The 23,745-nt window shown below is 62.8% G+C and carries 24 protein-coding genes; 17 read left to right on the plus strand and 7 right to left on the minus strand.

From position 1 onward, the window contains the following. Positions 1-636 precede the first annotated feature (636 nt). The 9 genes from atzF to AB3X94_RS21065 all read left to right on the plus strand — a co-directional run bounded on the left by atzF (position 637) and on the right by AB3X94_RS21065 (position 10,031). On the plus strand, positions 637-2,487 hold the full coding sequence (gene atzF, locus AB3X94_RS21025; RefSeq protein ID WP_368612705.1) for an allophanate hydrolase: 1,851 nt from the start codon (positions 637-639) through the stop codon (positions 2,485-2,487). Between the two features lie 32 nt (positions 2,488-2,519). Then, entirely contained in the window at positions 2,520-3,617 is a 1,098-nt protein-coding gene (locus AB3X94_RS21030; RefSeq protein ID WP_176110888.1) for a BMP family ABC transporter substrate-binding protein, read from the plus strand. Positions 3,618-3,647: 30 nt separating this feature from the next. Beyond that, positions 3,648-4,802, plus strand: a complete 1,155-nt coding sequence (locus AB3X94_RS21035; protein WP_368612602.1) for an ABC transporter permease — start codon at positions 3,648-3,650, stop codon at positions 4,800-4,802. Next, positions 4,795-5,721 (plus strand): ABC transporter permease, encoded by a 927-nt coding sequence (locus AB3X94_RS21040; RefSeq protein WP_176110890.1) that lies wholly within the window; start codon positions 4,795-4,797, stop codon positions 5,719-5,721. Before AB3X94_RS21035 ends, AB3X94_RS21040 begins: the two co-directional genes overlap by 8 nt. A 70-nt stretch (positions 5,722-5,791) precedes the next feature. Continuing rightward, on the plus strand, positions 5,792-6,484 hold the full coding sequence (locus AB3X94_RS21045) for a cysteine hydrolase family protein (protein ID WP_368612603.1): 693 nt from the start codon (positions 5,792-5,794) through the stop codon (positions 6,482-6,484). A 2-nt stretch (positions 6,485-6,486) separates the two neighbouring features. Further along, the gene (locus AB3X94_RS21050) at positions 6,487-8,100 is read left to right on the plus strand and encodes an ABC transporter ATP-binding protein (RefSeq protein WP_368612604.1); all 1,614 of its coding nucleotides are present in this window, start codon (positions 6,487-6,489) and stop codon (positions 8,098-8,100) included. 43 nt (positions 8,101-8,143) lie between these two features. Next, positions 8,144-8,806, plus strand: coding sequence for a cysteine hydrolase family protein (locus tag AB3X94_RS21055; protein WP_368612605.1), 663 nt, complete (start codon positions 8,144-8,146; stop codon positions 8,804-8,806). A 5-nt stretch (positions 8,807-8,811) separates the two neighbouring features. After that, positions 8,812-9,210 (plus strand): oxalurate catabolism protein HpxZ, encoded by a 399-nt coding sequence (gene hpxZ, locus AB3X94_RS21060; protein WP_176111936.1) that lies wholly within the window; start codon positions 8,812-8,814, stop codon positions 9,208-9,210. Between the two features lie 83 nt (positions 9,211-9,293). Continuing rightward, positions 9,294-10,031, plus strand: a complete 738-nt coding sequence (locus AB3X94_RS21065; protein ID WP_246392232.1) for a GntR family transcriptional regulator — start codon at positions 9,294-9,296, stop codon at positions 10,029-10,031. A 109-nt stretch (positions 10,032-10,140) separates the two neighbouring features. On the opposite strand, the gene AB3X94_RS21070 is transcribed toward AB3X94_RS21065, so the two are convergent. Continuing rightward, on the minus strand, positions 10,141-11,103 hold the full coding sequence (locus AB3X94_RS21070; RefSeq protein ID WP_368612606.1) for an AraC family transcriptional regulator: 963 nt from the start codon (positions 11,101-11,103) through the stop codon (positions 10,141-10,143). A 101-nt stretch (positions 11,104-11,204) separates the two neighbouring features. Between AB3X94_RS21070 and AB3X94_RS21075 the strand changes: the two genes are divergently transcribed. Further along, positions 11,205-12,116, plus strand: coding sequence for an SDR family oxidoreductase (locus tag AB3X94_RS21075; protein ID WP_176110894.1), 912 nt, complete (start codon positions 11,205-11,207; stop codon positions 12,114-12,116). A gap of 221 nt (positions 12,117-12,337) precedes the next feature. Here the strand turns inward: AB3X94_RS21075 and AB3X94_RS21080 are convergent, their stop codons facing one another. Then, a complete protein-coding gene (locus AB3X94_RS21080; RefSeq protein WP_176110895.1) occupies positions 12,338-12,853 on the minus strand; it encodes a DUF2867 domain-containing protein in 516 nt (171 codons plus the stop codon). Positions 12,854-13,048: 195 nt separating this feature from the next. Further along, a complete protein-coding gene (locus AB3X94_RS21085) occupies positions 13,049-13,624 on the minus strand; it encodes a TetR/AcrR family transcriptional regulator (RefSeq protein WP_176110896.1) in 576 nt (191 codons plus the stop codon). Between the two features lie 146 nt (positions 13,625-13,770). Between AB3X94_RS21085 and AB3X94_RS21090 the strand changes: the two genes are divergently transcribed. Continuing rightward, positions 13,771-14,454 (plus strand): glutathione S-transferase, encoded by a 684-nt coding sequence (locus tag AB3X94_RS21090; protein ID WP_176110897.1) that lies wholly within the window; start codon positions 13,771-13,773, stop codon positions 14,452-14,454. A 160-nt stretch (positions 14,455-14,614) separates the two neighbouring features. Here the strand turns inward: AB3X94_RS21090 and AB3X94_RS21095 are convergent, their stop codons facing one another. Beyond that, positions 14,615-14,995 carry an aldo/keto reductase gene (locus AB3X94_RS21095; protein ID WP_368612607.1) on the minus strand — a complete coding sequence of 127 codons (381 nt, stop codon included), beginning with the start codon at positions 14,993-14,995 and terminating at the stop codon, positions 14,615-14,617. A gap of 153 nt (positions 14,996-15,148) precedes the next feature. Next, positions 15,149-15,829 (minus strand): GntR family transcriptional regulator, encoded by a 681-nt coding sequence (locus AB3X94_RS21100; protein ID WP_176110898.1) that lies wholly within the window; start codon positions 15,827-15,829, stop codon positions 15,149-15,151. A 125-nt stretch (positions 15,830-15,954) separates the two neighbouring features. Between AB3X94_RS21100 and AB3X94_RS21105 the strand changes: the two genes are divergently transcribed. The 6 genes from AB3X94_RS21105 to AB3X94_RS21130 all read left to right on the plus strand — a co-directional run bounded on the left by AB3X94_RS21105 (position 15,955) and on the right by AB3X94_RS21130 (position 21,067). Beyond that, on the plus strand, positions 15,955-17,103 hold the full coding sequence (locus AB3X94_RS21105) for a mandelate racemase/muconate lactonizing enzyme family protein (protein WP_176110899.1): 1,149 nt from the start codon (positions 15,955-15,957) through the stop codon (positions 17,101-17,103). Between the two features lie 35 nt (positions 17,104-17,138). Then, a complete protein-coding gene (locus tag AB3X94_RS21110; RefSeq protein WP_176110900.1) occupies positions 17,139-18,398 on the plus strand; it encodes an extracellular solute-binding protein in 1,260 nt (419 codons plus the stop codon). A 76-nt stretch (positions 18,399-18,474) separates the two neighbouring features. After that, positions 18,475-19,416: a carbohydrate ABC transporter permease gene (locus AB3X94_RS21115; protein WP_368612608.1), complete on the plus strand. Its 942-nt coding sequence runs from the start codon at positions 18,475-18,477 to the stop codon at positions 19,414-19,416. Between the two features lie 10 nt (positions 19,417-19,426). Then, positions 19,427-20,260, plus strand: a complete 834-nt coding sequence (locus AB3X94_RS21120) for a carbohydrate ABC transporter permease (protein ID WP_176110901.1) — start codon at positions 19,427-19,429, stop codon at positions 20,258-20,260. A 148-nt stretch (positions 20,261-20,408) separates the two neighbouring features. Beyond that, complete coding sequence (locus AB3X94_RS21125) at positions 20,409-20,636, plus strand: hypothetical protein (protein WP_368612609.1); 228 nt, start codon at positions 20,409-20,411, stop codon at positions 20,634-20,636. A 101-nt stretch (positions 20,637-20,737) separates the two neighbouring features. Further along, entirely contained in the window at positions 20,738-21,067 is a 330-nt protein-coding gene (locus AB3X94_RS21130) for a hypothetical protein (RefSeq protein ID WP_368612610.1), read from the plus strand. 245 nt (positions 21,068-21,312) lie between these two features. On the opposite strand, the gene hutC is transcribed toward AB3X94_RS21130, so the two are convergent. After that, on the minus strand, positions 21,313-22,050 hold the full coding sequence (gene hutC / locus AB3X94_RS21135) for a histidine utilization repressor (RefSeq protein ID WP_246392234.1): 738 nt from the start codon (positions 22,048-22,050) through the stop codon (positions 21,313-21,315). A gap of 76 nt (positions 22,051-22,126) precedes the next feature. Beyond that, entirely contained in the window at positions 22,127-23,737 is a 1,611-nt protein-coding gene (gene hutH / locus AB3X94_RS21140; protein ID WP_368612611.1) for a histidine ammonia-lyase, read from the minus strand. Positions 23,738-23,745 lie beyond the last annotated feature (8 nt).

Consider the following 23,745-nt stretch of genomic DNA (forward strand, 5'->3'; position numbering starts at 1 on the left):
CGTTATCCGTTCTATTACTGCCATCGAAGCTCCCCGTGCCGGACAACCGGCGGCAGGACAGCTTACGCGGCGCAAAAGCGGACATTTGAACTTGGCCAGAAGCGGACATTACAACTTAGCCGCTACAAGATTTGATGTTGATAATTAAGATTATGTCAAATGACAGGATTGAAGACTGGCTTCTCTAGCCTCGAGTCGCACACAGGAATTTCTCTCGTGTGACGGAACGATCCGCCAACATTGCACAGCGCTATTGATGCGGCGCAGTACGGGCCCATCCGAAGCGGCGCAGCTCGCGATACAAGCGCAAACAGAGCACGAAGCAGTGGACGGGGTAACCGTCCCCCGGTCCAGCGCCAAAGGCTCGCTCCCGTAAGCGTCAGGATCCGGTGGGTGCCCACCAAGGGCGATAGCCGAGGGAACCACCGCTCGCGCCCTTCCCCTGGTCTGGTGCACGATGAGCGGGACACCTGCACCAACCCGAACTATTCACGACCCACGCTGGATCACAGGTGGAACACTACCGGCACCCACTCCAATGTGAAAATCGTTACCTGGCAAGGACCTCCTGTCAACTTCCACTGCCTGGCACACTTGCTGCAAACACGAGCTCAACTTGTATTCAAGATTGAACTCATGCTTCCCGACGCCTTCTTCAAGGTTCGAGCGCTGCTTGAATCCTATGCCACCACAAGCACGACGCCTCGCGACATCGTCGACACGCTGATCGCCCGGATCGAAGCCTCCTGTCGCCCCGAAGTCTGGATATCGCGCGTGAGTGCCGCCGATCTCGCCAACCGGGCTGACGCGCTCGAAGATGCGCGCGCGCGCCTAGGCGCCGCGATCTTTGAGCGGATGCCGCTGTTCGGCGTACCGTTCGCGGTGAAGGACAACATCGACGTCGCCGGCATACCAACCACGGCAGCCTGCGACTCCTTCGCGTACACGCCTCGCGCCTCGGCATTCGCCGTCGATCGTCTGCTCGACGCCGGCGCCATCCTCATCGGCAAGACGAATCTCGACCAGTTCGCCACAGGCCTGGTCGGCACACGCTCGCCCTATGGGGGTGTGCGACAGTTCAAATCCGACGCGCACATCTCCGGGGGATCGAGCTCTGGCTCGGCGGTCGTTGTTGCGGCTGGGCTCGTTGCGTTCTCACTCGGCACCGATACTGCTGGCTCGGGGCGTGTTCCCGCGGGCTTCAACGAGCTCGTGGGCCTCAAGCCAACGCCAGGCCTCGTGAGCAAACGCGGCGTGGTACCGGCGTGCCGAAGCCTGGACTGCGTGTCGATCTTCGCGCATGACGTGGGCGACGCCTGGGAGGTCCTGCTGCGGATGGCGAAGTACGATGGAGACGACAGCTATGCGCGCCGAGTGCCGGCACTCGGACTGCCCCATGCACCACTGCGCCTCGCCGTGCCGGAGCCGTTGACCTTCCATGATGACGCGCAGGCACATCAGGCCTTTGCCGCCACGCTCGACACGATCGCTTCGCGCCTTGCGCTTTTGCCAGTAAGCGTGCCGTTCGGCCCCCTGCAGCGAACTGCGGCGCTGCTTTACGACGGCCCGTGGGTAGCGGAGCGCCGTGCCGCGCTGGGTTCCTTCTTCGAGACGAATCGCACCGACATCGATCCGGTTGTCGCCGAGGTGATTGCGAAAGCGGACGGCTACAGCGCCGTCGACGCGTTCAACGGGCAGTACGCACTCGCCGCCCTGCGGCGCGAAGTGGAAACGCTGTTCGAGGCGATCGACGTCCTGATCGTGCCGACCACGCCCACGCATCCAACCTTCGACGAAGTGCGTGCGGACCCGATCGGGGCGAACAGCCAGCTCGGCGTCTATACCAACTTCGTGAATCTGCTTGATCTGTGCGCTCTGGCGGTGCCGGGCATTCGCCGTGCGGACGGCCTGCCGGCGGGCGTGACGCTGATCGCCCCAGCGGGCGCCGACCAGCGCCTCGCAGTGCTCGGCGCACGCATCCAGGCGCTTTTCATGGCGAACGCTACACCGGACGACGCTGCCGGCATTGCCGCGCGACCGCTGCCCTTCGAAGAGCCGACGGTGACGCTCGCCGTGGCCGGCGCTCATCTGCGCGGGCAGCCCCTCTGCTGGCAACTGCTCGAGGCTGGCGCGCGTTTCGTCGAGACCACCACCACGTCGTCGGACTACCGACTTTACGCGCTCGCCGGCACGACACCGGCCAAGCCCGCTCTGGTGCGTACGCCACACGAGGCGGGCCGGCCCATCGAAATCGAGCTCTGGGAAGTGCCGCTGCGCAGCTTCGGCGCATTCGTTGCCCACGTGCCGGCGCCGCTCGGCATCGGCAGCGTACAGACAGCCGATGGATTCATCGTCAAGGGATTTATCAGCGAGCCCTCGTCAGTCGCACCAGGCAGCGGCGCACACGACATCACCGCATTCGGCGGCTGGCGTGCATGGCTTGCAACGGCGGCTAGAACGCAAGCCCAATCCGATCTGCAATCCTGACTTTATGCATTGAACTCACGAGGAGTCCAACCATGAAAAACCGTCGCGATTTTCTCAAGGGCGCTGGCGCCCTCGCCCTAGGCAGCACGCTCCCATTCGACCTCGCTTTCGGTGCCGAGCCGCTTACGGTCGGCGTCATCTACGTCGGTTCGCGCGGCGACTACGGCTACAACCAGGCACAGGCGCAGGCTGCGGCTGTCATCAAGAAGCTGCCGAACGTGAAAGTCGTCGAGGAAGAAAACGTGCCGGAGACCGTCGCAGCCCAAAAGACCATGGAGGCGATGATCGAGCAGGACGGTGCGACGCTCATTTTCGCGACCTCGTTCGGCTACTTCGATCCCCATGTGCTGAAGATGGCAGCCAAATATTCGAAGGTTCGCTTCGCCCACTGCGGCGGTCTCTGGAAGAGCGGCAATCCGGCCAACATTTCGAGCTACTTCGGCTATATCGACGAATGCCAGTATCTGAACGGCGTCGTGGCAGGCCATGCGAGCAAGACGAAGAAGCTGGGCTTCGTCGCGGCCAAGCCTATTCCGCAGGTCCTGCGCAACATCAACTCGTTCACGCTGGGCGCGCAGTCGGTGGATCCGTCCATCACCACGCACGTGATTTTCACGGGCGACTGGTCGATGCCGGTGAAGGAGGCGGAGGCCGCGAACAGCCTCGTCGATCAGGGCTGCGACGTGCTCACGTGTCACGTGGACGGACCCAAGGTCGTGATCGAGACAGCCGAGAAACGCGGCGCGATGAGCTGCGGATACCACGCAAGCCAGGCGGCGCTGGCGCCAAAGGGCTATCTGACGGGCGCCGAATGGGACTGGGCGACGCCCTACAAACTGCTCGTCACAAACACGCAGACGGGCAAGCCGCAGCCGAACATTCTTCGCGGCGGCCTGCGCGAAGGCTTCGTGAAGATGTCGCCGTACGGCGCGAAGGTGACGCCCGATGCGCGCACGCAAGCCGACGCCGCGAAGGCGAAGATGGTCGCCGGCGACTACATCATCTTCAAGGGGCCGATGAAGGACAACAAGGGCGGCAGCGCCATTGCGGCCGGCACGAGCTACGCACAGACCGATATCGCGCTTGAAAGCATGAATTATCTGGTCGCCGGTGTGGTTGGCCAGATCTGAGGACCGCAAGCGCCTTCGCCAGGAGTCGTGATGCCCGCTTCCCTTTCTCCCGCTCACGGGCCGTCGCGAAGACTGTCTGCAAGTCTCGCGCGCCTGCTGCTTGCACTGTTGCCCGCGTTGCCGACGGTATGTGCAATCGTGGCAACTCTGGCGATCTTCGGCATCTTCCTGCTCGTGCAGGGGCAGCCGGCCATCGAGGCGCTTGGTCTCATTGGCAAAGGTGCGTTCGGCTCGTCGTTCGCATGGCAGAACACCTTGCTGCGTGCCGCACCGCTCATGCTCACGGCTCTGTGCGTCGCGCTGCCTGCCCAGGTCGGCCTGATCGTGATTGGCGGCGAAGGCGCGCTCGCGCTGGGCGGGCTCGCGGCCGCCGTCGTGCCGCAGTGCCTGCCGCATGCTACGCCGTGGATCGTCGCGACGCCGCTGATGGCGATTGCAGGCATGCTCGCGGGTGGCCTGTGGATCAGCGCGGTGGGCGCGATGCGTCAATGGCGTGGCGTCAACGAGACCATCAGCAGCCTGCTGATGTCGTATATCGCCATCGCCGTTTTCAAGTTTCTCGTCGAAGGACCGCTGCGCGATCCCGCCAGTCTCAACAAGCCGTCGACGCTGCCCCTCCCCGACGCCATGGCCATCGGCTCGCTGCCGGGACTGGACGTGCACTGGGGTCTCTTTTGGGGCGTGCTCGCCTGTCTCGCTGCCTGGGTGCTCGTGCGCCACAGCACGCTCGGATTCGCCATGCGCGTAACGGGTGGCAACGTGCGCACGGCGCGCCTCGTCGGTTTGCCTGTGGGCGGGCTCGCGCTCACCGCCTGCGCGCTAGGCGGCGCATCAGCGGGACTTGCCGGAATGTTCGAAGTCGCGGCCGTGCAAGGCAGCGCGAACGCATCGCTGCTCTCGGGCTACGGCTATGCGGGGATCCTTGTCGCGTTCGCGGCACGCCAGAATCCGTTCGCCGTGATCGTGTGCGCGCTGATGGTCGGCGGTATCGAGGCGAGCGGCAGTCTGCTGCAACGCCGCCTCGGCCTGCCCGACGCCGCCACGCTCGTGCTGCAAGGCCTGCTTTTCGCGAACCTGCTGGCCTGGGAGGCACTTGCTCCCCGACTTGCCGCCTCGCGCGTGAAACTTCAGGCCGCCGCGCTCGACGCCTCGTCTGCTTCACTGGAGCCTACCCGCCATGTCTGACCTTCATTCGCCCGCTGCAGTGCTGTTGGTTTCGCTCTTCGCGGGGGCCATTCGTGTGAGTACGCCCTATCTGTTCGTGAGCCTCGGCGAGTGCCTGACCGAGAAAGGAGGCCGCGTGAATCTCGGTCTCGAAGGCATTCTCGTCTCCGGCGCCATGTGCGGCTATGCGGGCTCGTATCTCTCAGGCTCGCCGTGGATCGGCGTACTCGCGGCGGCTACAGCCGGTCTGATGCTCGGCTGCCTGCATGGGCTGGTGTGCTCGCTGCCGCGTGTTTCCGATATCGCGTTCGGTATCGCGCTCATGCTGTTCGGCACCGGCTTGGCGTTCTATCTCGGCAAGCCGTTCATCGAGCCGCAGGCAGCGATGCTCCCGTCGATCGATCTCGGCGCGTGGGCCGCCTCGCAGCAAGTGCACAACGCGCTGCATATCAATCTGCTCTTCGTGATTGGGGTCGTGCTTGCCGTCGCCTTGCAGTGGGGACTGCGCTCGATGCGCTGGGGCATGACGCTGCGGCTCGTCGGCGAGAACGCCGAGAGCGCGCGTGCAATGGGCTACCCCGTCACGCGGGTACGTGTCATCGCGACGGCGGCGGGCGGGTTCTTCGCGGGTGTGGGGGGCGCCTATCTCTCGCTCGTCTATCCCGGTAGCTGGAACGAGGGGCTTTCGAGCGGCCAAGGCCTGATGGCCGTCGCGCTCGTGATCTTCGCCCGCTGGCAGCCGTTGCGCTGTCTTTGGGCCGCGCTGCTGTTTGGCGCTGCCGGAGCGCTCGGCCCCGCCCTCCAGGCAATCGGTGTGACCAGCGGCTATTACCTGTTCAACGCCGCCCCTTACGTGCTGACGCTCGCGCTCATGATCATCAACTGCAGACCGGACCGCACGCTGGCGGGCGCACCCGGCGAGCTGAGCCTGACGCGCTGAGCGCGGAAAGCTTCCGACCGACTGAATCCAGAATCGCGTGATCGCGAAAGCGCGCGCCCGGAGAATCGACATGACCCGAACCATCGAAGCCCGCCCCTATTCCTGGCCCTACGACGGGAACCTGCGCCCCGACAACACGGCGCTCGTCATCATCGACATGCAGACCGACTTCTGCGGCTACGGAGGCTACGTCGACAAGATGGGCTACGACCTCTCGCTCACGCGCGCGCCGATCGAGCCGATCAAGCGCGTTTTGGGGCTGATGCGCGAACTCGGCTTCACGATCATCCACACCCGTGAAGGGCATCGTCCGGATCTGTCCGATCTGCCCGCGAACAAGCGCTGGCGCAGCCGCCAGGCAGGCACGAACGGTCTCGGCATCGGGGACATTGGACCGTGCGGCCGCATACTCGTGCGCGGCGAGCCGGGCTGGGAAATCATCGACGAACTCGCGCCACTGCCAGGCGAAATCATCATCGACAAGCCTGGTAAAGGTTCATTTTGCGCGACGGACCTCGAACTGATCCTGCGCACGCGCGGCATTGCGAATCTCGTGCTCACGGGCATCACGACGGATGTGTGCGTCCACACGACGATGCGCGAAGCAAACGACCGCGGCTTCGAATGCACGTTGCTCGCGGACTGCTGCGGCGCGACCGACAAGGGCAACCACGACGCCGCGCTGAACATGATCCTGATGCAGGGCGGCGTGTTCGGCACGGTGTCCAGTTCGGCAGCGCTCGTCGCTGCCCTGGAGCAGTGACCATGAGCACCGCGACACGCGCGCTCGGCGTCGAGGTGATAGGCGCGAGCAAGTCGTTCGGATCGTTCCACGCACTCGATGACGTTTCGATCAGGGTTGCTCCCGGAACGGTTCACGCGCTGCTCGGCGAGAACGGAGCGGGCAAGAGCACGCTCGTAAAGGGGCTGGTGGGCTACGGCCTGCTCGATCACGGCACGATTGTGGCCGATGGACGCCAGGTGCACATCGCTTCCCCGCGCGATGCGCAAGCGCTCGGCATCGGCATGGTCTATCAGCATTTCACGCTCGCGGCGGGGCTCAGTGTCGAGGAGAATTTGCTCCTCGCGCGCGGCAACCTGTCATGGAAGATCGACTGGGCGGCAGAGCGCAGAGCGCTCGACGCCTTCATGCGCCGAATGCCGTTTCACCTCGAACTCGATGCGCCGGTTTCGTCACTCGCGGCGGGAGAAAAGCAGAAGCTGGAAATTCTCAAGCAGCTGTATCTGGAGCAGCGCTTCCTGATTCTCGACGAACCGACCTCCGTGCTCACCCCGCAGGAAGCCGACGAAGTGCTAGGCCTCATGCGCACGCTTGCCTCGCGTGGCGACCTCACGGTGCTGATGATCACCCACAAGTTCCGCGAGGTCATGGCCTATTCGGACAACGTCACGGTATTGCGCAAAGGCCGCTTCGTCGGCACCTGCGCGGTGGCCGACACCGACCGAGACCGGCTGGCCGCCTGGATGATGGGCAGCGACGCAAGCTCGCAAACGCGTGAAGGCGCCGCGGAAAACACCGGCGAGATCAGGCTTGCGCGCCAGCCGCACTCACCCGAAGCTCCGGTGCGGCTCTCGCTATCGAGCCTTTCGGTCGTCGACGAGCGCGGGCACGCCGCCGTGCGCGAGGCGTCGTTGAGCGTGCGCGCGGGCGAGATCCTCGGGCTTGCGGGCGTCTCCGGCAACGGTCAGAAGGAACTGATCGAAGCGCTCGTTGGGCAGCGCAAGGTCCAGTCGGGCGCGATGGCCGTGGAAGGTTCGCCCTATGCCGCGACGCGCGCAGAGATGACCCACATGAGCGTGTTCGCCCTTCCCGAGGAGCCGCTGCGCAATGCTTGCGTGGCAGGCATGAGCGTGGCCGAGAACATGGCGCTGCGGGATTTCGACCGCGCGCCGCTGCGGCGCGGCGGATGGTGGCTCGATCGTCGCGCGATGCGCTCGCGCGCCGAGCGGCTGATCGCCGAATTCGACGTGCGGCCTTCGCTGCCCGAGCGCGCCATCGGCGCGCTGTCGGGCGGCAACGTACAGCGCGCCGTGCTGGCGCGCGAGCTTGGGCACGCAGTGAACGTGCTGATCGTCGCGAATCCTGTGTTCGGACTCGACTTTGCCTCCGTCGCGGACATCCACGCCCGCATTCTCGCGGCGCGCGATGCCGGTGCGGCAGTGCTGCTCGTCAGCGAAGATCTCGACGAGCTGCTGGAGCTTGCCGACCGGATCGTGGTGATGGCCGAGGGACGCCTCGTATACGAGACCGCAGCGAGTGAGGCGGATCGCGTGGTGCTTGGGCGTCACATGGCGGGCCATGGCGACGAAGGCAGGCCGCAGACGGCTGAGCCGGCCGAGCTGCACGCAAGCGCCTGAGCGGCGCGCGAACGAAGCACAACACAAACGGAGCAATGTCGCGATGACAACCATCGCCAGCGCAAGACCCGCGCCGTTCACGTTCGACGCGCGTCATACGGCGCTCATCGTAATCGACATGCAGCGCGACTTCATCGAGCCGGGTGGCTTTGGCGAGGCGCTCGGCAACGACGTATCGCTGCTTTCAGGCATTGTGCCGACCGTCGCGCGGCTGCTCGCGCATGCACGCTCGGCGGGATGGCAGGTCGTGCACACTCGCGAGTCGCACGCACCCGACCTCTCCGACTGCCCACCGGCCAAACGCATGCGCGGTATGCCAAATGCGCGCATTGGCGACGCAGGACCGATGGGCCGCATCCTCGTGCGCGGCGAGCCCGGTAACGCGATCATCGACCCGCTCGCGCCGATCGATGGTGAACTCGTCATCGACAAGCCCGGCAAAGGCGCTTTCTACGCCACGCAGCTCGGCGAGGAACTGTCGATACGGGGCATCACGCATCTCGTGTTCGCGGGCGTGACGACCGAGGTCTGCGTGCAGACTTCGATGCGCGAGGCCAACGATCGGGGCTACGAATGTCTGCTGGTCGAGGACGCGACGGCGAGCTACCTACCGGCGTTTCGCGAAGCGACGATTGCGATGATTCATTCGCAGGGCGGCATCGTCGGCTGGACGGCTCCGCTCGACGCACTGCTGGGGACAGACTGATGATCATGGAAGTGAACCGGCCCGAGATCGTCGCACAGGTGGCGGCAGCTTTCGAGGCTTACGAGCGCGCGCTCGTCGACAACGACGTCGAGACGATGAACGCCCTGTTCTGGGACGCACCCGCGACGGTGCGCTATGGCATCGCCGAAATCCAGCATGGTGGCGACGCGATCCGCCGCTGGCGGGAAACCTGCGTGCCGGTGCCTCGCTCGCGGCGGTTGCACCGCACCGTGCTGACGACGTTTGGCGGCGACTACGCGACGGTGAGCACCGAGTTTACGAGCGACACGACGCCTTTGACGGGCCGCCAGATGCAGACCTGGGCGCGGCTGCATGAGGTGAACGATAGGTTCGGCGGCTGGATGATCGTGGCGGCGCACGTAAGCCTCATCGAGCCCGTTTAAGGGCGGATAATAGGGAGCTGGCCCCGTCACCCACCATTGCACCGACGCGCCGCATCACTCTCGACGTTAGCGATACCTGACTCATGCACGACTTGACCGAAGCCGCCGCCGAAGCCGCCGCAGCATCTGGCACGAAGGCGGCCTATAGCGCGAACCCCCTTGCCGAGCAGGTGTATCAGCTGATTAAGCAGGACATCTTCAGCTTTCGGCTGTTTCCCGGCGACCGCTTTTCCGAAAACGACATTGCCCAGCACTACGGCGTGTCGCGCACGCCTATGCGCGATGCGCTGTTCCGACTCGCGCGCGAAGGCTATCTCGAGGTGGGGTTCCGGCGCGGCTGGAAAGTCTGCAATATCGACTTCAATCAACTGGACCAGCTGTATGACCTGCGCATCGTTCTCGAACTGGCGGCGCTCGAGCGGCTCTCGGGTGCCCCACACGTTGCGATGGATGCGTTGCGAGCCATATGGTGCGTTGACGAAGGGGAACGCGAAAGCTGCCCGGCCACGATGTTCGTGCTCGACGAGGGCTTTCACCGCGGCCTCGTGAGCGCTGCCGGCAACAATGAGATGCTGCGCGTGCACAACGAGGTGACCGAGCGCATCCGCATCGTGCGGCGGCTCGACTTTCTCAAGGCGCATCGCACGAGCGCGACGTATGACGAGCATTCGGCGATGCTCCATCTCATCGATCGCGGCAAGTTTGGCGAGGCTGCCATCCTGCTGCGCGCTCACATCACGCAAAGCAAGCTTGAGGTGCGGAAGATCACGCTGTCGATGCTCGCGACTGCGCGCGACGAGAAGCTCCCCTTCGTCAGCTAGGGGTGTCCCCCCGTGATGGCAAAAGTCAATGACCGCCCGGTGCCAATTGAATCCTGATCACTTTCCGGAGCTTACCTGATGAACGCCCTTCGCTTTGCCGCACCACTGGTTACGGATTGCCGTTCTGCCAGACGGCCGCACCGCCAACATCAGCATCAGTCGTCCCCGCCTTTCGCTGTCGAGCATATCGGCGTGGAGAACAGTTCATCACTCGTTTGAACGCCGTACTAAAGGACTTCTCGGATTCGTAGCCAAGGGCGAGACCGATTTCGGAAACGGAATCGCGGCAATGAGTCAATCGGTCTGCGGCCAGCATCATGCGCCAGCGCGTCAAATACTCCATGGGCGAGAGCCCAACCGTCTCCTTGAATCGCAGGGCGAACGTCGTGCGCGACATCGCCGCCTGCTCGGCCATGCTCTGCAAGGTCCATCTGCGGCCCGGTGAGGCGTGCATTGCATCGATCGCAGCCCGCATGCGCTTGTCGGACAATGCGAAAAGCCAACCGACGCTTTCACGGCGCTCGTTCGACAAATGCAGTCGTAACGCCTCGATAAGGACCAGTGTAGCCAACTGCTGTGCGACGATGAAATCGCCCGGCTGCGCATCGCTCAATTCATGCCTCATGCGCTCGACGTACCATCGCACTGTTGCCCGATTCGGCTCCTCGCGGACATGGACAAGCGGCGGCAGCGTGCTCAACAACAGATCGGCTGGGCCATGGAGCGTGAAATAGCCGCCGATGCTCAGAAACTCGCCCCCTCCGTTGTACGTCACGACCCGCCCGTCATGGACCTGTGGCAAGAGCGTACGGACGTCGACTGGTTCGACGGCCAGATCGCTGGCGAGACGAAAAGGCTTTCCTCTCGCTAGCAGGAAGCATTCACCTTCACTCACCTTCACGGGGTCGGGCACCCCCTCGACCAAAACCCAGCACTGGCCGCGAAGCACGGCGTGAAATTTGATGCCGTCGTGCGCGCCGAATTGCACGGCCCAGTCTCCGTTCGCATCGAAGCCGCCGGACAGATAGCTGCGCAGCTTCACTAACGACAACACTTCTGATAGCGGATCCACGCGACAATTCCGAACGATCTAAAACCAAATGCGAACTCTACGACATAGATCGTCCAGCGACAAATCCTTAATCTCTTGCTGAAACGATCAGGAGGTTGGTTATGCGCGTATTTGTCACTGGGGCGACCGGCTGGGTTGGCTCCGCCGTCGTTCGAGAACTGGTTCAAGCTGGGCATCAGGTCATCGGTCTGGTCCGCTCCGCACAGGGCGTAGAGAAACTTGTCGCAGCCGGTGCGCGATCGCTCGTCGGCTCACTCGAAGATGTCGAGCGCTTGCGCGAGGGGGCTTCCGAAGCGGATGCGGTGATCCATACAGCCTTTGATCATGACTGGTCGCGATTTGCCGAGAACAGTCTGGTGGAACGGCGTGCCATTGAGGCGATCGGCGCGACGCTGGAAGGTTCCAGCCGTCCGTTTCTTGTCACATCCGGGGTCGCGTTACTGGCTCCCGGTCGAATCGCGACGGAGAGGGACGTTGCACTTCCCGTCTCCGAATCGTTCCCGCGTGCTTCGGAGGCGGCCGTTTCAGAACTTATCGCGCGCGGTGTTCGGGCGACCACGATACGCCTGGCACCGTCGGTTCACGGTATGGGCGACCATGGTTTCGTGCCGCGTCTGGCCGCCATCGCTCGCGAAAAAGGTGTCTCGGCGTACGTGGGCGAAGGGCTCAACCGCTGGCCTGCCGTGCATCGGCTGGATGCCGCCCGTGTCTACCGGCTTGCCCTGGAGAAAGTTACGGCGGGACCTTTTCATGCAATCGGCGAAACGGGCGTTGCGCTCAAGGACATCGCCGGGGCTATAGGCCGTAGCCTGGGCTTACCGCTAGCTTCACTCTCTGCGGACGAGGCCGCTGAGCATTTCGGATGGTTTGCACCATTTGTGGCAATTGATGCCCCTGCTAATAGTGATCGCACGCGTGTGCTGTTGGGCTGGACGCCTGAGCAAGCTGGCCTCCTCGCCGACCTTGCGCAATCCGGTTATTTCAGCATCGGACCGGCCGCGTCCTCTCACTGAATTTACATCGAAGGAGCCCGAAATGCGGGTTTTCATCGCGGGTGCCACAGGCTTCATAGGCTCCGCTATCGTTCGCAGTCTCTCACCGCTGGGCATGAGGTTATCCTGTGCGAAAAATCGAACGTCAGCCGTTTGATGACAAACGGGCAACGAAATGCGGCCGGATCGCGAGCGGGTTGAAGTCTCTGGCTGAGCCGCGCAGGCGGCTCATTGAAACGGCGTTATGCATTGGGCCATCCTAGCCGCTGCGCCCGATCAAGCGAGGCTCGTACGACAACCCGATGAAAAGGTGCGATGAGCGCAATATAGGCTCGCCCTAGCGGACGATTGTAGAAGACGAGCGTCGTCAGTACGAGGCGGTGTCGACCGTGAGATGACGGCTGCACGAGGACCGACACGCGGAAATCCAGATGCGTGTCATCCTCGCCGATGACGATCTCGTCGTCATATCGTTCGAATACGTGAAACAGGCTGATCCTGTCGCCTCCTTTCTGCTTGAGGTCAACGGCTGTCTTCAAGCCGAACGGCCGCACGAGAATGTCCCGGAATCTCAGCAGCATCCCAATCCATGCGGGCTGCCTGGCAAAGACGTGTCGTGCGAGAGTCTCCGCGTCGTGGCAGGCACTTTCTGGCAGGTCCACCGAGAACGCGTCCCCGAAATCAGCGAGGCGGTACGACGATCTCAGCTGCGAGGCCGGCGGTAAATCGGACTGTTCGATCTTCGGATAGCAGTACATGCGCGATCTCCAGTGCGAGGCGGCTGGGCCGAAACATTAGAGCAGCGAGATGCCGCCATCGACCACCGACTCCGCCCCCAGCAAATACGCGAAACGTCAGTCGCCAGAAATAGCCGCCGCTGTGGCGATATCGCTCGCTTCGCCCATCCGGGCACCTCGAAGGTCCGGAGGCGTCATGCTGACTTTTTTCTACTGCTATGCCGGCAAAAGACCAGCAATACGATAGCTTTCAATTAACCCGTCATAGACAGCGATATCCGCGCGACTTCTGGCGATGAGTTGAGCGCCAGCGACGGCTGCGAAGATCGCGCGAGCACGCCCCTCGCACTCCTTGGCGCTGGTCATGGCCGTGGCGGATAGCACCTTGCTCAGCCATGCAACATTCACGTCAGCAAAGGTTTGGACCTCTTTCGTCACCGCCTCCGGCAAGTCATCGGATTCGGCAGCCATGAAGCTGCAGAGGCATATGCGATTACCACGCTCCAGTGCCTCACGAAATGTATCCGGATAGCGGCGCAGGCAGTCGATCGGATTCGCGGATTCGGCCCAAAGTGCGTCCAGCGTGGCTGCCGAGTCCTCCCAATAACGCCTTGCCACCGCTGCTCCGAGATCGGACTTGCTCGCGAAGTGATGGTAGATGCTCGCGGCCTTGATGCCGACAGCCTCAGCAAGATCACGAAAATTCAGGCCGCTGTAGCCGTGCGCCTGCGCAATCTTTGTAGCAGCCACCAGGATTCGCTCCCTGGAACTCAAGCCCGAATCGTTCTTCACTACGACCGCCTCCGCAAGCTGGGATGACTGTTGACACAGCGAATTATACCTTCTATGGTAAACCTAACAAGCGTTAGGTAGGTTGATGGAGATACTTCGCCATATCCTCCGATCCCGAGCACCAGCCACCACCTGGAGAGGTAAGCATGACATCAAGCATCATTCATCGCGATGTAACCGAACTCCCCGTCATGACGATTTACGATTTTCCCGAGGGACCTTACCCGACACGCGTGCGTATCGCCTTGGCCGAAAAGAATCTGCAATCGCGCGTCGAGTTCGTGATGGTCGATCTTTACAAGGGAGAGCATAAAAGGCCCGAGTTCATCTCAGGGAAAAACTACTCGGGTACGCTACCGGTCCTCGAACTCAATGACGGAACCTGCATCGCCGAATGCACCGCCATTACCGAATACCTCGATACGCTCGATGGCGCACCCACGCTGACCGGCAAAACACCGCTCGACAAGGGCGTGATCCACATGATGAGCAAGCGCGCCGAGCTCGAATTGCTCGACGCCATCAGTGTCTATTTCCACCACGCCACGCCTGGTCTCGGGCCCGAAGTCGAGCTATATCAGAACCCCGAATGGGGGTTTCGTCAGCGCGACAAAGCACTCAGAGGCATGCACTACTTCAATGACGTCCTGAGAAGGCAGCCGTTTGTCGCCGGCGATACGTTCTCGATGGCCGACATCACCGTCATTGGCGGCCTGGTCTTTGCGTCGATCGTGAAGCTGCCGGTGCCCGCAGAGTGCGAAGCCCTTCTCGCCTGGTACGCGAGAATGCGCGAACGCCCGAGCGTCGGGAGCCAGCCGGCATTTGCCTGAAATCGCAGATGTTGTCAGCCTTCATTGATGAGCGACCGATCTTTGGTTGCAAAACTGGCGCGACCCGGTATTCGCGACCTTCGTGCCAGCGATCGCAGGGCTGCCTTAGAGGCGGCGAGCAGCGAGATTTCCGACGACTGGGCACAGCGGAGGTTCAGCCTTACATTGCTTGCTCCCACCAGTCGCGGGTGTTCACGTTAGCGGCGTCGGCGAGAGCTTCCAGTTCCGCGATGTCGTCGTTGGTGAGTGTGATGCTGCCGGCTCGGACGAGACTCTCGATATAGTGGGGCTTGGTGACGCCGATGATCGGCGTCGTGCCCTTGGCGATGGCCCACGCTGCCGCGACATCGGGAGCTGCTGCACCCTGCTTCTGGCCGATTGAGGCGAGTTTGTCCGTCAGCGCCTTCAGGTGAGACAGGATGTCGTTGTAACTTTCCGCCCGGTTGCTGCCTTCCGGCAGCGGGTTTTCCGGGACCGCAGCGAGGCGAGATGGCCGCGCGGCACGTTTGCGTTGCCGGCGTACTCGCAGCCCCGCAAGCACTGGTATCAGTGGTTCATGTCACTCGTCTTGAACCAGAGCGCCTGCGCAATGGCAAATACCGGATGGCGGCGGCTCATCGGCACACGCGTATTTGCGTGTAGCCCTGGGATGCGTCTCAGATACGAGTCGTTGTCGAGCGCGTGCGCTTCTCGCTCAATACATCCCGAGATTGCGCTGCAACGCCGCCGCAAAGTGCGCCGTGACGGCGGCTTCGGCGGCATCCGGATCACGCACCCTGCAAGCCTCGAGAATCGCGAGGTGTTCCCTGAGCGTGCGCAGTACGAGCGGCGCAGTGAGCTTGCGTTCGAGGCGCAACAGTTTCAGGTAATTGTGCATGCGCCGGTAACTGTTCTCGACGAGCGGATTGCCGAGCGACGTGATGACCGCATGATGCAGCGAGGTTTCGAGCGCTTCGACTTCGGTGAGGTGCTGCGCATTGAGACCTTGCTTCTCGATCGCGGTCACCAGCGCGAGATGTCGCTTTTCGAGTGAACGAATCGACTCTTCATCCGCGGTCTCGGCGAACACGCGGATCGCCGCGCGCTCGATGATGCTGCGGAACTGATACGTCGCCCGAGTCAGTTCGAGCCCCGGCTTGATGAACTGAATGCCCGAGCGCGGGTGAATTGTCAGTACCCCTTCCGCTTCGAGCACACGCAATGCGTCACGCAGCGGCGCTACGGGTATACCCAGAAGCTGGACGAGTTCCTTCTGCGAAACGAATGCACCGGCAGGCAGTTTGCGCTCGAACAACCCCTCGAGAATCCGCTCGTACGCAATGTCGCTGAGCCGCGCGCCGCCGCTTGCAGTCTCGGTGGCCGGCGAACTTTCCACGGCTGTTTCACCGGATGCCGTCTCGGCGAGGGCATCTTTTCTCGTTCTACCCACTTGAGATCTCCGATCGTAACGACTAGCATGATATATCACCAACGCCATCTGATCTATCAGCGCACCCAATCATGCGTATCGTTGACTTCCGTATTACGCGTTTCCAGTTTGCCCGAGATCGGGTGATCGGCGATAGCCAGGTCCGGGCCGACGATGCTCACGTCGTGGCGCTCGAGCTGATCGGTGAGAACGGGCTCACCGGCCTGGGCTTTGCGCAGTCATTGTTCGTGCCGTTGCCGCCCGAAGTGGAAATCGAGCGCATTTTCCGCTCTGAAGTCTGGTCCACGCTGGAAGGAGAGCGGCCGCTCGCACTGGTGCACCGTATAGCGCGTCCGCGCGGCGGCAACCACCGCGCGTGGACGTTGCCTTTCCATGAAGCAATCCAGGTCGCGCTATGGGACCTGGCCGCGAAGCAGGTGGGCATGCCGCTTTGGCAGATGCTCGGTGCACAGCGCGACCGGATCAAGGCGTACGCAAGCGGGCTCGACTTTCATCTGGGCGACACCGACTTCGCCGAACTTTTTGGACGTGCCGACGCACTCGGCTATACCGCGTTCAAGATCAAGGTCGGGCACCCGGACTTCGAGCGCGACCTTCATCGCCTCGACTTGCTTAAGAAGCTCGTGCGGGCCGACGCGCAGTTCATGATCGATGCAAACGAAGCGTGGTCGCCCAAGGAAGCCGTCGTGAAACTCGAACGCATCCGCGACGCCGGTCACGCCTTGCTCTGGGTCGAGGATCCGACGTTGCGCAACGATTTCGAAGGCCTGCGGCACATCCGGCACAACGCCACGTGGACCGCGCTGAATACGGGTGAGTATCTCGATGCGAGTGGCAAGCGTGCATTGATGGAGGCCGGCGCGGTCGATATCCTCAACGTGCACGGGCAGGTGACGGATGTCATGCGCGTGGGCTGGCTCGCGGCCGACCTCGGTGTGCCGGTCAGCATGGGCAATACCTTCCTCGAAGTGGGCGTGCACTGCGCATGCGCGCTGCCCGACGTCGAGTGGCTTGAATATTCATTCCAGAACTTCGACGCGCTGGTCGAAGAGCCGATCGCCATTGTCGACGGCATTGCGATGGCACCCGATCGTCCCGGACACGGGCTCGAACTCAGCGAATATGCGCGCCGCGAACTACGGCGGCCCGATGTGCTTGACCGCAGCGAGCTTGGCGCGCCGCCGGTCTCGAAACCAGCGGTCGTACAGACGGCCGGCTAGGCATGGATCTCACATAAAAACCATTGGAGATAGCTGTGCGAAGCCCATTCATCTCACGCATCGCGGTGTGTCTTGCCGGACTCGCATTTTTCGCCGCCGCCACGGCACAGACCCTGACGGTCTGGGACTGGAAGTCGAGCGATCCCGTTACGTCGACGTATTTCCAGAAGGTCAGGAAAGACTTTGAAGCCACGCATCCGGGCGTCACGGTGAAGTTCGTCGGCCAGCCGATCGAGCAGTACTACACGATCCTGGGCACCTCGCTGTCGGCTAACGCCGGGCCCGACGTGTTTCTGATGAACGGCGGCGCGCAGGCACGTGCACGGATGTCGGACCTCGTCGATCTCAACGGGCTCGACAAAGGCATGCTCGGGGTGAAGGAGTTTCAGGACGCAAGCGGCAAGACCTATGCATTGCCGCTGACGCTTCAGGGGTTTGTCGTGTATTACAACAAGGCCCTCTACACGCAGGTCGGACTCGATCCGAACAAGCCGCCGAAGAACTGGGGCGATCTCAAGCGCGTTTGCGCGGCCTTCAAGGCCAAGGGCGGCAAGATCCCGTGCCTTGCGCTCGGCAACAAGGAAGGCTACGGTGCTGAATTCTTCTTCTCCTCGCTGGCCGCGACGTCGATGACACCCGACGAACAGGCGCGATTCGCGGCGGGCAAGCTCAAGTGGTCGAGCCCGCAGGTCAAGGGGATTCTCCGGGCGTGGGTCGATACGCAAAGGGATGGCTGGTATCCGAAGGGCGCGAACTCCACGACGAAGTTCATGGATGAATACGAGCAATTCATGCGCGGCGATGCGGGCAACACGATCGGCCTCATTTCCGATGTCGCGCACTGGAAGCAGTTCGAGAGTTTCCTCACGCCCGAAAAGCTCGGTGTCTACAAGATGCCGTCGCCAACCGTTGCAGCCGGCAATCCGCCCGACGATCCCCGTATGCCCGTGTCCGGCGGTATCGGCTACGGCGTGAACAAGGCGTCGAAGAATGTCGCGCTGGCCAAGCAACTCGTGCAAGAGCTGGCGAGCCCGGCGGCCCTCCAGGTCTTCGCCAACGATGCGGGCGCGCTGCCGGCGAACAGCAGTGTCGACCTCGCTTCGTTCAAGGGCCCGACCGTCAAGATCGTTCTCGGATGGCTCAAGGACTCCGCCGTGACGACGACGCTGCTCGGCGCATCGGCGGTCGAGATGGAAGAGTGGCACCGTCAGAGCCAGCTGCTGCTTAATGGCGATACGACGGTCGACAAGGCCGCTGCGCGTATGGATGAAGTCCAGGCGTCGGCAAAGCGGTGATGTGTAAAGCGAGGCGAACCAGGCCAGCCCCTGGGGACTGGTGGCACTCGAAAGCACGTTGAAATACGACCCAGACATGTCGAAATCTTCTGCATCTGTGACGAGCGGCGCGGCACCCGCATCCAGGGCGTCGCCTGCCGTGGCCAGGCCGGGCGGTGACCGTTCGGAGCAGCGCATGGCGTTCGTGCTGTTGCTTCCCGCTTTGCTGCTCGTCATCGTCTTCCGCATCTTTCCGCTCGGATGGGGCGCAGTGCTGTCGTTCCTCGGCGTGACGCCGTCGGGTGCGGTCGGCTTTGTCGGTGCGTCGAACTACGTTGCGCTCGCGCACGATCCGTCATTCCGCGATTCGATGGTCAACACACTGATCCTGCTGGCCACTCTGCCAATCTGGGTCATGCTGCCGATGGTGCTGGCGATCCTGATTCATCAGGGGGTGCCGGGCGGCAAGGTGTTTCGTGCGGTCTATTTCTTCCCGGCCGTGTTGTCGAGCGTGATCATCGGCTCGATCTTCAATGTGGTCCTGCGATACGACGGCAACCTCAATGCGATGCTCGGTACGCTTGGCATCGATGCGGTCGACTGGCTCGGCAACGGTTCGACCGCACTCATGAGCCTGATCGGCGTGCAGATGTGGTCGACTTTCGGCATGGGCGTGCTGATCTTCATGGCGGGCCTGTCGACGGTACCCGACGAAATGATCGAAGCCGCTCGGCTTGACGGCGCCAATTTCTGGCAGACGTGGATCTACATCATCATCCCGACGCTGCGGCCGATCATCGAATTCGTGGCCGTCGTCACGACGGTCGGCGTGCTGACGTCGATGTTCGGACTCATCTACGTGCTGACCGATGGGGGTCCCGGCACATCGACGACCTTGCCGGAATTCCTGATCTGGATCGAGCAGGGCAAGATGAATCGCCCATCGTATGCGGCGGCGATCTCCGTCGTGCTATTTGCGCTGATGGGCGGCATTGCATGGCTGCAGATCCGGATCATGACCCGTAACGCGAACCTCTGAGGCTCATGGCATGGCGATCACCGTAAAGCAGGACCGGCGAGTGCTCTGGACGCTGTCCGTTCCGATGGCCGTGCTCGCCGTGTCGTGCGTCTATCCGCTGGCGTTTGCGCTCAACAACGCGTTCAAGTCGACGCGTGACTATATCCTTGACCGTTTCGGCATCGCGGCTCATCCGACGTTCGAGAACTTCATTCAAGCTTGCGTGCAGGCCAATCTTGGCGAGTACTACATCAACTCGATACTCGTGACGGTGGGCGCGGTCGCGTGCTTGCTGGTCGTTTCATCGCTCGCGGGCTTTACGTTCGCATTTCTGCGGTTCCCGTATCGCAAGCTGATTTTCGTGGTCATCCTCGCGTCGCTGATGATTCCGGTGCAGGTGGTGCTCGTGCCGTTCTATCAGACGATTATTGCGTTGGGTCTGTTGAACACGCGCGTCGGCCTGATCATTTCCTATACCGCCTTCTTTCTTCCGTTTAGCGTGTATCTGATGACCGCGTTTTATTCGAGCGTGCCGCGTGACCTGCTCGAGGCCGCACGGATCGATGGCGCGAGCATTCTGCAGGCATGGTGGTACGTGATGCTGCCGATGGGCAAGCCTGCGCTCGTCACGCTCGGCATTCTGAACACGCTGTATTGCTGGAACGACGTATTGATTTCGCTGCTCGTGCTCCAGGACAAGCGCACGTTAATGGTCGGTATCGCCGCATTGCGCGGCGAATATACGACGAACGTTCCGCTGTTGTGCGCGGGTCTTGTGCTGGCCGCGGCGCCGATCGTCGTGCTTTACGTCGTGTTCCAGCGGCGCATCGTGTCCGGCATCGCCGTGGGTGCGGTAAAGGGGTGATTCAGCTCATGTACCACCCGAACCATCGCGGTGTACCCCTCGAGGTCGGGGTGGATGGCTTCGGCCGCGGTCGGGACATCGAGTCGTTTTCAACGATGTCGAGACCCGCTGTGCGCCAGGTACAACGACGCGTCTGCGGTACGCCAGGATGCTGGATCGCCTGTGCCGGCATCTTGTCGAGATTGAAGTTCGCAGCAGTAATCCGGCGACCGGAATTGTCGCGTTCCAGCGCTGGCCGGACGATGAGCCGCCTCCTCTCTATCTCGATCCGTCCGCCGACCATCGGTTGCAGGGGTGGGTCGCGCCGACCGGCACAGACGACGAACGCATATCGCAAACGGGGCCATTGTGGCGCTGCTTCTCGGCGGCGGAATAACAGCTGCCGAACTACGGCGGACACAACGTCAACACGTTGTCGTTGATGGTGTGCGACCACATGTGTACGTTCCCAAGCACGGCCCTCGCGAGCCCCGGAAGGTGACGCTCCCTGAGTTCTCACTTGCAGCACTGATCGCCTGGAAGGAGGCGCATGCCCTCGAGGCGGATCATGCACTGCTTTTTACGGCGCCCGGAAATAGCACCTCAATCAACGATGTGTTGTTAGGGGCCGTTGTGAAAGATGCGCTCGCGGCGATCGGGTTTCTCGCGCCCGACATGAGTCCCCGCGTGCTTCGCAATACATTTGCCCGTCGACAGCTGCTGTCGGGCAGGACTAACGAAGATACGACCCGGATGCTGGGTCTCGTGAGCCATCGCACAGTCACGCGGTTGCGCGCGACGATCGTTGAAGCATGCGAGTGTCGCTGATCGACCCAAACCAGCCGGTCGCGCTATCAGCGGCTCAAGGGCAGGTAACGCGACTACTCCGGTCATCCAATGCGCCTTCCGGAGATACCTGGGTCCGTTCCATGAACGACATATTCATGGCGACTGCGTGGGAAACTGGAAGACGTGGCCGCGCGTCAGCTACTGCTTGAACCTGTTCTCTCACCGGCAGGGCTCACCTTTTCGAGGGTATATTCGCCGCGATGTGAGACAGGAGCCCACTCGCTTCATACATGCCCAGCCAAATGAAAGCGTGAGGCGGGATGCCATAGCCGAACCGCTGTCGCGACCGCCTCACCGACCCATGTGCGCCGCCACACCATGAGGCAAGGCTCACCAATGTCCATCTCCAGTTGCCGGCGGATCTGCGCGTCGGGCTTGTGCGCATAGATGCGGAATTCCGCGCGCTGGATCGGTGCCAGCCGCACCATGTAACGATTGGGCGTTTCCAATGAGAAATCCCGCTCCAGATAGTGCGGGAACACCTTTGGATTGACGTAGCGGTCTTCATACTGGATCGGCTCCCCCTCCTCCAGATGCACGATGGTGGAGTGGAACACCGGACCGCTGGCGAGATCGAGTTCGCTGATCGCCGTCTGCAGGTTGCTCGTCCCGAGCCCGATCACGCGCGCGGCGTGTCGATGGCCTCGCGAGGCAATCTCATCGGCGATATTGCGGATTTCAAGCACCGTGGACTCGTACTCGCGCGGCGCCACAAAGGTGCCCAAGCCCTGCACGCGCGTCAGGACGCGCTCGGTGGTCAATTCGCGCAAAGCGCGGGAGACCGTCATGCGAGCCACCCCGAATTCCTTGACGAGCATGGTCTCCGAAGGAATCGCGTCCCCCGGCTTCCACGTGCCGTTCGCGATGCGCTCTATCACGTAGCGCTTGATCTGCTCATATGCGGGCGCAAGCTTGCGCTGCGTCCGTCCTGTTTCTTCCACTGCCTGCACGGTAGAGTTCATGCGCGTCATTTTCCCAACATGATCTATTTTTCTTGCTGGCGCTGTGCAACACCTCGCTCGAGTCCACTCGAGTGCCTCAACTGCCCACTGCGCCAGGCATGGCGTCGTTGGCGGGCTGCGCGGTACTGCGCGCCGCGGGCTCCATCGCCGCGGCCGTCCACAGGACAGGCGCCGACCTCGCGGGCAACGGGTCGGGCACCGGCGGCGGATCGCGATCGGCGATCATGCGGAAGGCCAGCGTCATATCGTCGGCAAGCGGGCGGTCATCGCGATAGGTCGGCACAATGGCGCGAATTTGTGCGTGCAGCCCCTCGGTGTATGGCGCGCGCTCGGCCTTGACCGGCTGCAGGTCGTACGCCTGCACCGCCGCGAGCAGCTCGATGCCGAGGATACGGCTGCTGTTTTCGAGCACCGCGAGCGCCTTGAGCGCAGCCGGCGTCGCGTGGCAGAGATGATCCTCCTGCAGCCCCGAGGTCACGCCACCATCGAGGCTTGCGGGCGCGGCCTCGCGCCGGTTCTGGGCAACCAGCGAGGCTGCCGTGTACTGCGCAATCATGAAGCCCGAGCGCGTGCCGCTTGCTTGCGCCAGGAAGGCGGGCAAGCCGCTCACCAGTGGATTCACGAGCCGGTCGAGACGGCGTTCGGCCATCGCGGCGACCTGAGCCAGCGCGGCGGCGAGACTGTCCATGGCGAGCGCGATCGAAGCGCCCACTGCATGCGCCTGCGAATACACCTGCGGCTCTTGCGGTGTACCCGCGACGATCGGATTGTCGGTCGTCGAGGCCAGCTCGCGATTCACCACTTCCGCCGTGGCGGCCAGTACGTCGCGCGCCGCGCCGTGAACGTGCGGAATCGTGCGCATGCTGAGCGGATCCTGCGTGCGACGTCCGATCGACGCCCCCAACAAGCCGCTACCGGCAAGCGCCGCCCGCATGCGCGCGCCCACCTGGGCAAGCCCGGGCGATACGCGAAACGCCAGCGATCCCGCGTCGAAGGCCGCCATCTGTCCGCCAAGATTCTCGAAGCTCATCGCGGACACCACGTCGGCCCAGTCTAGCAGCCGCTGCGCGCGCCGGAGTGCAAGTGCCGCGAGGCCGGTCACGCAGGGCGTGCCGTTCACGAGGCTCAAACCCTCTTTCGCTTCGAGCGACAGTGGTTCGAGCCCGAGCCGCCGCAGCGCCTCGGCGCCGCTCATGCGTTTGCCGCGCCACTTCACGTGCCCCGCACCCACGCAGACCAGCGCGATGTGCGCCATGTGGCTCAGGTAGCCGACGGAGCCAAAGGCGGGCACCTCGGGCAGGCAGTCCGCTTCGAGCAGCGCGAGCAGACGCTCGACGACTTCAATACGCACACCCGAGTGTCCATGCGCGTAGTTGTTGATGGCGGCCGCAATGATCGCGCGCGTCTCCTCGGCGCCGAGCGGCGCACCAACACCCACCGCGTGGCTCATCAGGATGTTGTGCGACAGATCGTGCTGCTCTGCTGGCGACACCACCACATCGCACAGCGCGCCCACGCCCGTATTCACGCCATACGCGCGAATACCGCGCGCAACGATCTGATCGATGAGTTCGCGAGCGGCACGGATCCGTGCACGCGCGTACGCGGAAAGCTCGAGCGTGGCGCCCGCCGCGACTGCGCAAACGTCGCGCCAATCGAGAGGCTGCTCGGAACGGGTAACTGACATAACGCGGC

It is taken from the genome of Paraburkholderia sp. BR10923 (assembly GCF_040948765.1).
Classification (GTDB): domain Bacteria; phylum Pseudomonadota; class Gammaproteobacteria; order Burkholderiales; family Burkholderiaceae; genus Paraburkholderia; species Paraburkholderia youngii.